We start from the raw sequence: 13,651 nt of genomic DNA, 5'->3' as shown, positions 1-13,651 counted from the left end.
GAGGTATCTCTCGGGAAAGAGGAGGTTCTGGAAGAAACAGCTTCAGTGGAAGCACAGCTCAAGTCTGGGTGACCAAGGTGTCATGAATATGAAACTTTCATCCCTAAAAATGAGGGCACCCATAGATCACATCAATGTCTGGACTCAGCCTCCTCGCAGCCTTGAAGGCCTTTGACGCAACGGCCCGAGCCGGCAGCATGACCGCTGCCGCGAGAGTGCTCGCTATTCAACAACCGACTGTTTCTTCACACATACAGCGCCTGGAGGTCGACTTCGGCGTAGAGTTGTTTCATCGGCGCGGCCGGCGACTTGAACTCACCTCATTCGGCCGCACCCTGCTGGACTACACCCGGCGCACCTTCAGCGGCGAGGAGGATGCGCACGCACTGCTTGCAGCAGCAAAGAATCACTATGTCGGCCGACTAGTCGTCCATGCGATCGGGCCGCACAACGTCGTTCCCGTGTTGAAGCTGTTCACGGAACAGTTCCCACTGGTCAAAGTGGCAGTGGGCGTGGGTGACTCACGAACTATCACCGAGAAGATTTTTGACTATCAGGGGGACGTCGGCGTGGTGCTCAATCACGCAGATCACCCGGATCTTTTCGGAACGCCCTTTCGAACCCAGAGGCTGGTGGTGTTTGTCAGCATCCAACACCCATTCGCGCAACGGGCGACTCTCAGACTTTGTGATCTGCAGGGCCAGAGGTTCGTCATCCGAGAGGAAGGGTCGACCACCAGGCGCGTATTCGAAAATGAACTCAAGGAACGAGGCATTGAGGTTCAGGTTGCGCTTGAGATGGGTAGCCGCGAGGCTGTTCGAGAGGCCGTGGCACAGGGACTTGGCTTAGGGGTTGTGGCTGAGACGGCCTACGTACCGGATCCCCGGTTGACCAGGTTGAATATCTCGGACACCAGCATGGCAACACGGGTGCACTTCATCTGTCGACAGGAGCGGCGCCATGCTCCATTGATATCAACTTTCCTGGGTATGGCGGACGCAGTAAGTCAGCGCTTGATTGACACAAGTGAGCAACCCGTATGAGGCGCATTTGGGCCCGTCTGTATGCCGAATTGCTCTAACAGGCTGCTGAAATACTCCCCGCCGTCACTTCCCAGTTGACGTCTTGCCAGGACAATCAAGGCACCCTACCGACCAGACAGACGAGCCATCCATGCGCGGAGCCGACACCTTCACCGAGAGCCTGTTCACGATGCGCCATCTCGATGACTTCGTGCCCGCCGACCATCCCCTGCGGGTGATCCACATCATGGTCAACAAGGCCCTGGCAAACATGGATGGGCTGTTTGCCCAGATGTATGCGGCCGACATCAAGGGCGGGCGCCCCAGCATTGCCCCCGAGAAGCTGCTGCGCGCCATGCTCATCCAGGTGCTCTACAGCGTGCGCTCAGAGCGCCAGCTCATGGAGCAGACCCAGTACAACCTTCTGTTTCGTTGGTTCATCGGCCTGGCAATGGACGATGCCGTGTGGGTGCCCACCGTCTTCAGCAAGAACCGCGAACGTCTGATCGAGCACGATGCGGTCATCGAGTTCTTCAATCAGATCGTGCAACAAGCCCAGGAGCAGGAACTGCTCTCGGGCGAGCACTTCAGCGTGGATGGCACCCTGATCCAGGCCTGGGCGGGCCACAAGAGTTTTGTGCGCAAAGACCGCCAGGGCGACGACGATACCGACGCGGGGAACTTCAAAGACCAAAAGCGCAGCAACGACACCCACGAGTCCACAACGGACGCGGATGCAAGGCTGTACCGCAAGGGCAAGACAGCCAGCGAGTTGCACTTCATGGGGCACACACTCACCGACAACCGCCATGGGTTGGTGGTCAGTGCTGTGGTCACCCAGGCTGACGGGCATGCAGAACGTGAAGCGGCCAAGGCCATGATCAACGATGCCCGCCAGGCGCTGCCAGGCGATGAACCCATCACCATCACCCTGGGGGCAGACAAAGGCTACGACGCCAAGGAATTCATCGAAGCCCTGCAGGAGATGAACGTGCTGCCCCATGTGGCGCAGAACAAATCAGGGCGTCAATCGGCGGTGCCTGACAGGATCGCGGGCAGCGAAGGCTACGCCATCTCCCAGCAAAAGAGAAAGCTGATCGAACAAGGCTTTGGCTGGGCCAAGACGGTGGGGCACATGCGTCAGGTGCTGGTGCGCGGGATCAAGAAGGTGGACCAGATGTTTGTGCTGACGATGGCGTGCTACAATCTCACGCGACTGCGCAGCCTGGGGCAAATCCGTCTGCTGGGGCAGATGTGAAGGCAAAAGGGGCAAAAAACCGTGCTGTACGGCTGAAAACACGCAGGTTTTCGGGCTGACTTCCAGCATACGGAAAGCTGCTGCGAAAAATGCGCTTGCCGCCGCTGAGCAGGTTCGGACGCACGGGAGTATTTCAGCAGCCTGTTAAGCCCAACTTAATATTCGACACATAGTCTAAAGCCTCTGTAAAGCACGTTGTGCTCCATAGATTCCAATTGATCGCCCGAAATAAGTAGCCCTCACATGACACGTCAAGCAGCCTTCACCCTCAACACCCTGATAGTCTTTGGTGCTACGCTGGCACTCGCCGCGTGCGGTGGTGGAGGCGGTGACCAGGTGAACACTCCTCCAGTGCAACCATCGCCAATGTCCACCGTTTACTCCGGTCCGATTAGCGGCTTTGGATCTGTGATCGTGAACGGCATGCGGTTTGAAACGGTGGGGGCCAGCCTGTCGGACGACGATGGCAGCCCGGTTCGGTTGCAAGACTTGGCGCTTGGCATGAGTGTGAACATCGATGGCATGGTCGATGACAACACCGGGCGTGGCAGGGCCAAATCACTTTCGCTGGTACATGGCAACACCGGCGCTATCACCTCAATCGACCGCTCCAGCCAAACCATCACGGTGATGGGGTTGACCGTCAAAACCAATACTGCCACCGCCTATAAAAACGTAGCGTCATTCAGTGCACTGGCGGTTGGAGATGCAGTTGAGGTCTACGGCACACTTCAATCAGACAACACCGTGCTGGCGACCCTGATCGAAAAGGAGACAGGCACCTACACCAACAGGGCGGTAGGCCGCGTGAGCAATCTGGACACTAACGCGAAGACGTTCAAGATAGGCTCCTTGGTTGTCAATTACGGCACAGCCACGGTGATTGGCGCGCTCGCTGAAGGCCGACAAATCAAGGTCACGGCAACGCAAGGTTCTGTCAACAACGTGTTGATTGCCAACTCGATCAAAGTCACCGATGGCGCTGCCTACGGCTCGAGCGTCGCATCGGGCACCTTCCTGAAGATCAAAGGTGTGGCTGAGGCTGTCCCCATCAACGGGCTATTGACTGTCTCAGGCACACGAGTGAACGTTGCCCAGGCAACCTATGAGGGTGGTACTACCATCGCGGCTGGTGCCTTACTGGAAATCAAGGGCACTTGGGATGGCACCGTGTTGCAGGCCAGCAAAGTTGAATTGGAACGCAACGACCGGGACAACGATGGCTATATTGATCGCAATGAGCTTTATGGATCGGTAAGCAGTATCACAACCAGCAACGGCAAAACACTGGTTGTGATCAACGGAGTGACGGTCGATGTGACCCAAGCGTATTTCAAGAACGGTAGCTTGGCGCAACTTGCCGTAGGGGTGCCAGTGGAAGTGAAGGGCTCTGTCCAGGGCAGTGTATTCATTGCATCCAAAGTCGAATTCAAGTCTGGCTCCAATTCATCCCCTGGCGATTTCGAATACGAGCAATTTGGCCAGGTGACGGACTTTGTGTCAGTGACCAACTTCAAAGTCAATGGCGTGCGGGTTGATGCATTGAATGCACGCTTTGAACACGGCACTGCCGCCAATTTGGCTAACGGCGTGTACGTTGAAATTAAAGGTGCGCAAAATGCCCAAGGGGTATTTATTGCTCGCGAGGTTGAATTCAAAACCGGGCGCTGATCCGGTGTAGCGCTGGCAGCCAACTCGCCCCTGCCAATGACCTGTCGATTCGGACGGCTCTCTCAGAGGGCCGGCTTCAAACTGTCTTATCAGAGTGAATAGGGCTGTACTTCCCCCGATCAGTTTGGTCGTTCAAACGATCACTGACGCGTCAGCCAAGGGTGCGCGCTTGGATCGACTTCGCACAGGTACTTGCGGATGGTGTTGCGCGAGAAGCCAGTGCTACGGGCGATCTCCCTGATGGACTGCTGCTCTCGCAGGGCCCAGCTCCTGATGACACTCAGTGTTGCCACGTCTATCACTCCTGGTCTCCTGCTGCTCAAAAAAGCAGCAGGTTAGGGTTGGTACGTGGGTCAGGTTTGGATGGAAATCAACAGAGTTTACCGGCTGCTCTTGGCCGGAAGTGTGAGGCCGAAATGAACCCCGATCGCGGCCGTTCGATTTGATCGGCAGTCGGCCAGAGATTGCTTTGAGCGACGCGCTGGAACAGGAGTTTTCGGCCACAACCCGTCATTCACTGTCGCTTCAGAAAAAGGGCATAACTCCCGACGTCGGTCAAGCTTGACGGATGAAGGAACACGGTCGCACGTAGACTCAAGAACGGACAGCTAGCCCCTTGCAGGTTTGCCAAGAACATCCTTGACACATCCATGGTGCTGGCCAAGCCTTAACTGGCTGATGAAGAAGGTGGGGCTGCGTCCTGAAATGGCTGACCGCCTTCCGCATGAGTTCTCCGGGGGGGCAACGTCAGCGCATTGGGATTGCGCGGGCCATTGCATTGAATCCAGAATTCATCATCTGCGACGAACCGGTCTCTGCGCTTGATGTTTCTGTGCGAGCGCAAGTGATGAACCTGCTGGCGGATCTGCGCAAGGAGTTTTCGCTATCCTATTTGTTCATATCTCACGATCTTTCGATCATTCGCCACATCGCTGACCGAGTGGCTGTGATGTACCTTGGCCGCTTGGTTGAGGTTGGCTCACCAAGGAAGATATTTTCTGCTCCGTCACATCCCTACACTAGAGCATTGCTGGACTCGTTTCCCGCGCCGGACCCCTCCAAAGCTGCGACCAAAAACCGACAGATTCTGCGTGGCGAGGTTCCCAGTCCCATCAATCCTCCATCCGGGTGTAGATTTCATCCACGCTGCCCGATTGCAACTGAACTGTGCGCGAGGGAGCAGCCAGAGCTGCGACCGATGACACACGGTGACTTGGTCGCATGCCATTTCCCGTTGCACGGTGAGTACCTCGCTAGGAAACCAGATATTGCGATCGGTTGATCGCTTCAGCCAAGCGCGTCGTCGAATCTGGCACCCTTACTTCTCAGCAGGGGTTCTACGCGATCGGTCACGCTAACGAAAAACGTTGAGCTCCCCCACATCGGTGGCATGCACGTCCTGCAGGTCATCCAGAGCAGGGCAACGCCGGCATAGGATCCGCTCGATGGAATGCCTCACAGAGATCCAGCGGCTCGCTCCCACTCAGCGCGAGTAGCAAATTTTCAGCAGCGCGCAACTCGATAGCGAGACGGACCTTCTTCACAGCCGATCCGATGTGGGGAGTGAAGACGGTGGAGGGGTGTTGCAAGAGTTCCGGATGAATCTGGCGAGGGCGATCTGCAAGCAGCCAGTCCTCCATCTCATAGACATCGGCGGCGTATGCACCCAGGCGCCCGTCCTGGAGTGCCCGTGCCACGGCCGCCTCGTCCACCACGGAGCCTCGCCCAATATTAACCAGCACCTGCCCCCATCGAACACCTTCCAGCATGGAGTCATTAATGAGGTGACGCGTCATTCCCAGCAGTGGAACGGCCAGCATGACGTAGTCGGATTGAGACAGGGCTTCGCCCAAGCTCACCATGGCCAGCCGCTCATCATCGCCATGCGGGTCGACACCGAGCAACTTGGCGCACCCGAAGCCACAGAGACGGTCCACAATGGCCCGCCCAACGGCGCCAAGTCCGACGACCGCCACTATCGAGCCGTGCAACCCCATTCCGTACAGCTGGGGACGCCATCCTGCGTAGCTCTTGCGAACACTGACGTCACCTGCCAGCACATGGCGCGCGGCGGCGATGGCCAGCCCAATGGCGAGTTCTGCCGTGGGTTCTGTGAGCAGGTCAGGAACGAAGCTCACGCTGACACCGGCTTGCGCACATGCCTTGAGGTCAAAGTTGTCATACCCCTTCAGGGCGCAAGCGATGGTCTTGAGCCTGGGAGCGTGCAACAGGGTTCGCTGATCTACCCGGTCAGGCATGAAAGCCATCATTGCGTCGGCATCCTTCAGATGACGGTGGAGCTCGGCCTCGCTCCACGGCTCAGGACCGGGATTCATCACCACTTCACCAACCTGCATAAGACGCGCCAGTACCTCTTCATGAATGGGCTGCGTCACCACAATTCTCGGCATCATTGCCATCCTCTCTCTTTACTTAAGACGTTTGCGAAGTGCCGAACCAATGCCATCCACCACGAGGACGCAAGCAAGAATGGACTGTTGGCGCCGATTCAAAATTGAGCCACCGGGGGTGCGGACGAAAACTTGGACTACTAGAAGGTAGTTCATGTATTCCTACGAAGACCGAATCCGAGCCGTTGAGCTCTACATCAAGCTCGGCAAACGCACCAGCCCGACCATCCGTCAGCTGGGTTACCCAACCAAGAATGCATTGAAGGGGTGGTACCGCGAGTATCAGCAGCGGCTCGACCTGCCGCTGGGATATGCCCGTCGGGAGCCGAAGTTCTCGCAGGGCCAGAAGGCAGCGGCCATCGAGCACTACCTCACACATGATCGATGCATCGCTGCCACCATGAGGGCGCTGGGCTATCCAGGGCGTGGAACGCTAACCAAGTGGGTCCGCGAGGCATTCCCTGAAGCCAGGATGGCCCTTGTCGGCAGTGTGGGCCAGCGAAGATATCCCGAGAGCTTGAAGCACGCGGGAGTGATGGAGCTTTGCACCCGGCAGGAAAGTGCACAGGCTGTTGCCGACAGGCTCGGCGTGTGCCGGCCAACGTTGTACAACTGGAAGAACCAGCTTCTGGGGCGTGAGACACCCGCATCAATGAAACACACCAATCAATCTCCGCAGGCGCGAGAGCGTGAAGAGCTCGAGCGCCAGGTTGAGATACTGCGCCTCGAAGTCAGGCAACTGCGCCTTGAGCAGGACCTCTTGAACAAGGCCAATGAACTGTTAAAAAAAGGCCTGGGCGTCGATCTACAGCTCCTGTCCAACCGGGAGAAGACACTGCTGATTGACGCCCTCAAGGAGCACTATGACTTGCCTGAGCTCCTTGGACAGTTGGGTCTTGCACGTAGCTCGTACTTCTACCATCGGGCCCGCACAGCGGTCGGCGACAAGTACCTTGGGGTGCGCCAATCCCTCACCGAGATCTTCGAGTCCAACCACCGCTGCTACGGCTACCGCAGGCTGCAAGCCTCACTGGCCAGAGAGCAAGGCCCGATCTCCGAGAAGGTGATACAGCGGCTGATGAAGCAAGAGAGCCTGGTCGTTGCAAAACCCAAGAGGCGTCGGTATGCGTCTTACCTGGGCGAGATCAGCCCGGCACCAGAGAACATCATCAACCGTGACTTCCAGGCAGCAGCCCCCAACAAGAAATGGCTGACCGACATCACGGAGTTCCAGATCCCTGCAGGCAAGGTCTACCTGTCGCCGATCATCGATTGCTTCGACGGGATGGTGGTGAGCTGGACCATCGGCACGAGTCCGGATGCAGAGCTGGTCAACACCATGCTGGATGCAGCCATCGAGACCGTCACAGAGACAAGCGATCGACCAGTGGTCCACTCAGACCGCGGAGGTCACTACCGCTGGCCTGGCTGGCTATCCAGAATGAGCGAGGCCAAGCTCACCCGCTCGATGTCCCGCAAGGCCTGCTCGCCTGACAACGCAGCGTGCGAGGGCTTCTTCGGTCGGTTGAAGAATGAACTGTTCTATCCTCGGGACTGGAAGAGCGTCACAGTTGAGCAGTTCATTGAAGTGCTCGACGACTACATCCGTTGGTACAACGAGAAGCGGATCAAGATCTCCCTGGGGGCCCTCAGCCCGATCGAATACCGGGTGAGCCTTGGACTTGCGGCATAAAACCAGTCCAAGTTTTTATCCGCACCCCCACCGTGCCGATTGAATTTTGAGCCAGGGCTAATGGCCAACCTGTGAAGTTCGGCTGTGGATAAGTGTAGTGCCTTGGGTCGGTTTTGGTCTCCTTGGTGATCGAGCTCGGTGGTCGTCCGTTGAGGGCAAGCCGCGCAGGGCGAAGCCCGTAGCGGCTTGCCCTTGAACCGCTCAGAACGGCTCAGCCTTCTTGGCCTGTTCGCGTGCCTTGATGCGTTTCTTGGCCACGGCTGTGCTGTGCATGAACCTGTGGGACTCGTTGCCCGTCTCGACGATGTGGCAGTGGTGCGTGAGTCGATCCAGCAGTGCCGTGGTCATCTTGGCGTCGCCGAACACGCTGGACCATTCCTTGAAGTCCAGGTTGGTGGTGATCATCACGCTGGTCTGCTCGTAGAGCTTGCTCAGCAGGTGGAACAGCAAGGCGCCGCCTGCCTGGCTGAAGGGCAGGTAGCCCAGCTCATCAAGGATGACCAGGTCCATGCGCTGCAAGCTCGCTGCGATGCGGCCTGCCTTGCCTTGGGCCTTCTCCTGCTCCAGTGCGTTGACCAGATCCACCGTGGAGTAAAACCGCACGCGTGAGCCATGGCGCGTGATGCCCGCCACGCCGATGGCCGTGGCCAGATGCGTCTTGCCCGTGCCGGGGCCACCCACTAGCACCACGTTGTGCGCCTGCTCGGTGAACGCCATGCTGGCCAACTGCTCGATGAGCTTTTTGTCCACGGGCGAGCATTCGAAGTCGAAGCCCGCCAGGTCGCGGTGCACGGGGAACTTCGCCGTGTGCATCTGGTAGCTCACTGAGCGCATGGCCCTGTCCGTGACTTCCGCTTGCAGCAGGTGCTCCAGCAGCCAGCGCGAGCTCTCCAGCGTGGCGTGGCCGCCTTGCTTGACCAGGTCCTCCCAGGCCCCGGCCATGCCGTACAGGCGCAGCTCTTTGAACTCCTTGTCCAGCTCACGCATGATCGGCCTCCTGCATGTCGCTGCCAGCGCGCAGGCTGTCATAGCGCGCCGTGTCGGCCAGGGGTGTCTGGCTCACTTGCAGGTTGGTCGCAACCGTCTCGGGCAGGGGCTGCGCTTGCAGGCGGCCGAGCACGTTGATGACGTGCTCGGTGCTCACCCGCCCCGATGGCGGCGCACTCTCCAGGGCCAACTCCACCGCCACCAGCACGGCGTCCAGCCCTTGCTTGGGCACCTCGGCCAGTACCTGCGCCATCACCCTGTCGCCGCCCTCCTGGTGCAGCAAGCCTTTGCGCATGCGCTGCAATGGCTCGGGCAGGTCTGCAAAGGGCGCGCCGTTGCGCAGCGCGCCCGGCTTGCGCTCGATCAGCGGCACGTAATGCTGCCAGTCGTAGCGGGTCTGGTTGCGATCGCTCAGGCGCTCGTGCGTGGCCACCATAGCATCGCCGGCCACCACCACGATCTGCGCCGGGTACAGGTGTGTGCTGACCATTTGCCCCGCCCATTCGCAGGGCACCGAGTAGCGGTTGCGCGCCACCGTCACCAGGCAGGTGCTGCTCACCTTGGCCGGGTTCTCAACATAGCCATCAAAGGCCACCGGCATCGGCATCAGGTGTCCATGGTGATCACCCTCTTCATTCCCTTGCTGCACAAAACAGCAGGGTAGGTAAAACACCTGGCTCAGTTTTAGGTCGGCATCACACCAAAAAGTGGCTCAGTTTTCGGTCGGCGTCAACACCCTATGACCGCAGTACCTCGTAAATCCGCCATTCAGGTCGCCTCGGGTCGTTGAATCCAACGGCCCCTTCCTGGCAGTCAGCGTAAGTACGTCGGGCTGCGCTCACCGGCAGCAATCGCTGCTTATGGAGAGCTCTCCATAAAGGCTGTTATGCACAGCACGCAGTTATGGACAGTTGGCCAGTCTGAACGCGCCAGAGGCTGTGATCGCCCTGGTAGATCGCAAGGAGGCGGTGCCGTTGAACTGGACATAAGTTCGCAGTCGGCGCATGAATGGTGATCTCACAACTGGAGATCACCATGGACTTGATTCTTTCGATGCACCCGATGGCCAGGGCATGGCTGCTCGATGGCCCGCTGTCTTCATACGTCGGGGCGTTCCAGGCATTGCTGGAGCGCGGCCGGTACGCCGAAGGCAGCTCGGAGACTGCCCTTCGTGCCTGGTCGCACTTTGCCCACTGGATGGCGAAGTGCCAGGTATCTGCCGAACAGATCGACGAAGCCCTCGTCGAGCAGTTTCTGGATTCGCATCTGCCGCGCTGCGACTGCCATCCCGCGGCTCTGCGTACACGCAGCGGCTTGAGCGCCAGTCTCGGACACCTGCTCGCCTTGTTGCGGGAACAGCATGTCATCGTGGAACTGCCAGGCCCCAGCGGTCCCATTGCAGAAGAACTGAACCGTTACAACGTCCACATGCGCGACGCCCGCGGCCTGGCGATAGGCACGCGCGAGGATCGGCTGGTACTCGTAGGTCGTCTGCTGCAATGCAAGTTCGCGGGCAAGGCCATCGCCATCGGCGAGTTGCAGCCGGAAGACGTTCGCGGCTTCATCGCAACCGAGCTCACGCGGGTCAGCAGCGGGTCGCATTCCAGCGCGGTCACTGCTGCGCTGCGGGCCTACTTCCGATACCGCGGGACCTGCGGTGACGCAGTGAACAGCCTGCTCGGCGCTATCTCGTCGCCGGTGCGATGGAGCCAAGCATCGTTGCCGCGCGCGCTGACGACCGAGGAGGTCCAGCGCCTCGAAGCGCATTGCGCCGAGGCCAAGCGGGCTCCGCTGCGCCTGCTGGCCATGGTGCGCCTGGCCTTGGATCTCGGACTGCGCGTGGGCGAGATCGCCAAGCTGGAGATCGGCGACTTCGATTGGCGTGCCGGAACGGTGACCTTGAAGCGAACAAAGTCCCAGCGCCAGGATGTCCTACCGCTGCCGGTGCTCACCGGGCAGGCTCTGGCGGAGTACATGAGACACGAGCGGCCCGCAACCACGCTGCCATCGCTGTTCGTCCGTCGGTTGGCGCCACACGACAAGCCCATCGGCGTCGATGCAGTGAGCCAGGCAATCGGGCGTGCCCTGCGAGGTGCCGGCATCTCACGCGGTTGCCATTCGTTGCGTCACACGCTGGCCTGTCGCCTGGTCAACAGCGGCAGTTCGATCAAGGAGGTCGCCGATGTGCTTCGGCATCGATCGCTGGACACCTCGTTGATCTACGCCAAGCTCGACTTGCAACTGCTTGCCGAGGTCGCTCTGCCTTGGCCTGGGAGTGCATCATGAGCGCCGCAGCATCGGCGAACATCGACCTCACCGCCAAGGTGGAGCAATACCTGGCTGAACGCCTGCGCCTCGGGTTCAAGCCGTGCTCCTCTGATCTCGCTGTGCGCAGCTTCACTCGCTTCATGGTCGGAGAGGGACGCGACATCGCGTTGACGGTAGACGTGATGGTCCAGTGGGCGCACCAGGTACAGCCTCGGTATCTCGTGGGCGGCCGGGCCAATGTCGACACGGCAGCGCGCCGACTGGCAACGCTGCGCCCCTTCATGCGCTGGCTCCAGCAGTTCGATCCGACTGTCGAAGTTCCTGACGATTCCAGCTTCGGTCCGATCCCGCGCCGCGTGGCGCCTCACATCTACAGCGAAGCCGAGATCGCGGCATTGATCGTCGCTGCCCGCCGACTCGGCCCCTCGGATGGCCTTCGTGCCACCACCTATGCAACGCTGTTCGGTCTGATCGCATCGGCCGGGCTTCGGGTCTCTGAAGCGATCAACCTGGCCGACTCGGATGCAGATCTGGACGGCGGCATCCTGACCATACAGCAGACCAAGTTTGGCAAGTCCCGCATGGTGCCGCTGCACCCCAGCGTGATCGGTCCGATGGCAGCCTACCGGGCCTTGCGCCGCCAGTACGTGCCTGCGAAGCCGCAGATGACATTCTTCGTGGGCTCGCGTGGCGTGCACCGGGGTGAACCGCTGGGAGATCGGCAGGTGCATCGAGTGTTCTGTCAGCTGCGCGAGCAATTGGGTTGGATCGATCGCGGCGGCCATGGCCGACCGCGGGTGCATGACCTGCGCCATAGCTTCGCCGTGAGACGGATGATCCTGTGGCACCAGCAGGGAGCGAACCTTGACCAACGAATGCTGGCCCTGTCCACGTACATGGGCCACATCAATATCTCCAGCACGTACTGGTACCTGAGCGGCGTGCCGGAGTTGATGGCGTTGGCCGGCGCTCGATTCGAACGCTTCGCCGACGTCGCGGAGAACGACGATGAGTAGTTCTGAACACCGCAAGCCCGCTCCGCCGAGCTTCGCGACGCTGGTCCAGTCCTTCTTCGCCGAGCACCTGACGCAGCAGCGCGCGTTGAGCCCGCAGACCGTTGCGGCCTATCGGGACGCGTTCGTGCTGTTCCTGGACTTCGCCCAGGCGCAACTGCACAAGACGCCCACGACGCTGTCGCTCGCCGACCTGACGCCCGCGCTGATCCTGGACTTCCTCGATCATCTCGAACGCGATCGGCACAACACCGTTCGCAGCCGCAATGCGCGACTGGCCGCGCTGCGCTCGTTCCTGAAGTTCGCGGCCCGGCGAGACGTGACGGCACTTCAGGTCGTCGAGCAGGCGCTCGGCGTGCCGATGAAGCGCTTCGAGCGGCCGATGTTCGAGTTCCTGACACGCGAGGAGATGCTGGCCGTGATCGGCGCGCCAGGAGCGGATTGGATGGGCCAGCGAGACAAGCTGCTGCTGGCCCTGCTGTACAACACCGGTGCCCGCGTGTCGGAGGCAATCGGCGTAAAAGTGGGCGACGTCGTGCTGGCACCCGCCGCCTGCGTGCATCTGCATGGCAAGGGACGCAAGCAGCGGTCGGTGCCGCTCTGGCGATCGACGGTCAAGGTGATCCGCGCCTGGCTGAAGTTCAACCCGGACCTGACTCCCACGTCGGCGCTGCTGCCCAACCGTGGCGGACAGGCGATGACGCGGTCCAACGTGACGCAGCGCCTGGCATTGGCCGTCAAGAAAGCCGCGCTCACGACGCCGAGCCTGGCCGGGAGAACGATCTCTCCACACTGCCTGCGTCACTCGACCGCTATGCACCTTCTGCAGTCGGGCGTGGACATCAGCGTGATCGCTCTGTGGCTCGGACACGAGAGTCCGGCGACAACGCATCAGTACATAGAGGCCGATCTCGCCATGAAGGAAAAGGCACTGGCCAGGCTTCAGGATCCCAATGTGGTCCCACAGCGGTTCCGGGCAGAAGACGATCTGTTGAAGTTCCTCAAGACCTTGTGATTACGTGAAGTTCAAAGACGCGACCGCAGCCCTCTTGCGAGGGCGGCGACGCCGCGCTGCCGGACCAACTGTGCATAACTGCGTGCTGTGCATAACGCTGCTTATGGAGAGCTCTCCATAAAGGCTGACTGCCGTCACCTTCGGTGTACGACTCAATGATCGCTGATACACACACAGCTGACGCTGAACCGATTGCGGATCGAACGCCGGGTCCTCCTGCAGGACAAGCACTGAGTAGGGGACGCACGGGACACCGCTAACTTCGAGAAGCAGTGCAACACTAGCGTTGGCTGCCGGAAATGTGTCCGAATCC

At 59.9% G+C, this 13,651-nt stretch carries 9 protein-coding genes and 3 pseudogenes; 8 read left to right on the top strand and 4 right to left on the bottom strand.

All coding sequences use genetic code 11. The annotated features are described in order from the left end of the window. Positions 1–134 precede the first annotated feature (134 nt). The 3 genes from AAFF19_RS21335 to AAFF19_RS21325 all read left to right on the top strand — a co-directional run bounded on the left by AAFF19_RS21335 (position 135) and on the right by AAFF19_RS21325 (position 3,951). The gene (locus AAFF19_RS21335) at positions 135–1,043 is read left to right on the top strand and encodes a LysR substrate-binding domain-containing protein (RefSeq protein ID WP_182121099.1); all 909 of its coding nucleotides are present in this window, start codon (positions 135–137) and stop codon (positions 1,041–1,043) included. Between the two features lie 130 nt (positions 1,044–1,173). Continuing rightward, positions 1,174–2,280 carry an IS5 family transposase gene (locus AAFF19_RS21330; protein ID WP_342720963.1) on the top strand — a complete coding sequence of 369 codons (1,107 nt, stop codon included), beginning with the start codon at positions 1,174–1,176 and terminating at the stop codon, positions 2,278–2,280. 243 nt (positions 2,281–2,523) lie between these two features. Further along, entirely contained in the window at positions 2,524–3,951 is a 1,428-nt protein-coding gene (locus AAFF19_RS21325) for a DUF5666 domain-containing protein (RefSeq protein ID WP_182121097.1), read from the top strand. Between the two features lie 179 nt (positions 3,952–4,130). Here the strand turns inward: AAFF19_RS21325 and AAFF19_RS21320 are convergent. Beyond that, positions 4,131–4,253, bottom strand: a pseudogene (locus AAFF19_RS21320) (NUMOD1 domain-containing DNA-binding protein); the annotation flags it as partial. Between the two features lie 373 nt (positions 4,254–4,626). On the opposite strand from AAFF19_RS21320, the pseudogene AAFF19_RS21315 reads away from it, so the two are divergent. Continuing rightward, positions 4,627–5,233: pseudogene (locus AAFF19_RS21315) on the top strand (ABC transporter ATP-binding protein); the annotation flags it as partial. Between the two features lie 124 nt (positions 5,234–5,357). Here AAFF19_RS21315 and AAFF19_RS21310 read toward each other — a convergent pair. Then, positions 5,358–6,365, bottom strand: coding sequence for a phosphonate dehydrogenase (locus tag AAFF19_RS21310; RefSeq protein ID WP_342721877.1), 1,008 nt, complete (start codon positions 6,363–6,365; stop codon positions 5,358–5,360). Positions 6,366–6,516: 151 nt separating this feature from the next. Between AAFF19_RS21310 and AAFF19_RS21305 the strand changes: the two genes are divergently transcribed. Further along, complete coding sequence (locus AAFF19_RS21305; RefSeq protein ID WP_342720962.1) at positions 6,517–8,055, top strand: IS3 family transposase; 1,539 nt, start codon at positions 6,517–6,519, stop codon at positions 8,053–8,055. Between the two features lie 201 nt (positions 8,056–8,256). Here AAFF19_RS21305 and istB read toward each other — a convergent pair whose 3' ends face one another. Continuing rightward, the gene (istB, locus tag AAFF19_RS21300; RefSeq protein ID WP_024815605.1) at positions 8,257–9,042 is read right to left on the bottom strand and encodes an IS21-like element helper ATPase IstB; all 786 of its coding nucleotides are present in this window, start codon (positions 9,040–9,042) and stop codon (positions 8,257–8,259) included. Continuing rightward, positions 9,035–9,655 (bottom strand): annotated as a pseudogene (locus AAFF19_RS21295) (IS21 family transposase); the annotation flags it as partial. The pseudogene AAFF19_RS21295 and the gene istB, both read right to left, overlap by 8 nt. Positions 9,656–10,077: 422 nt before the next feature. On the opposite strand from AAFF19_RS21295, the gene AAFF19_RS21290 reads away from it, so the two are divergent. Genes AAFF19_RS21290 through AAFF19_RS21280 form a run of 3 tightly spaced genes read left to right on the top strand, consistent with a single transcriptional unit; the run spans position 10,078 to position 13,338 of the window. Continuing rightward, positions 10,078–11,328 (top strand): site-specific integrase, encoded by a 1,251-nt coding sequence (locus tag AAFF19_RS21290; RefSeq protein ID WP_235516236.1) that lies wholly within the window; start codon positions 10,078–10,080, stop codon positions 11,326–11,328. Beyond that, entirely contained in the window at positions 11,325–12,326 is a 1,002-nt protein-coding gene (locus AAFF19_RS21285; RefSeq protein WP_092699375.1) for a tyrosine-type recombinase/integrase, read from the top strand. Before AAFF19_RS21290 ends, AAFF19_RS21285 begins: the two co-directional genes overlap by 4 nt. Beyond that, a complete protein-coding gene (locus tag AAFF19_RS21280; protein WP_008903159.1) occupies positions 12,319–13,338 on the top strand; it encodes a tyrosine-type recombinase/integrase in 1,020 nt (339 codons plus the stop codon). The genes AAFF19_RS21285 and AAFF19_RS21280 overlap by 8 nt, the downstream gene beginning before the upstream one ends. The last annotated feature ends 313 nt before the right edge of the window (positions 13,339–13,651 follow it).

The sequence above is a fragment of the Acidovorax sp. FHTAMBA genome, from assembly GCF_038958875.1.
Lineage (GTDB): Bacteria > Pseudomonadota > Gammaproteobacteria > Burkholderiales > Burkholderiaceae_C > Acidovorax.
The sequence above is the reverse complement of the archived record's forward strand: the minus strand, read 5'-3'. Positions and strand labels throughout refer to the sequence as shown.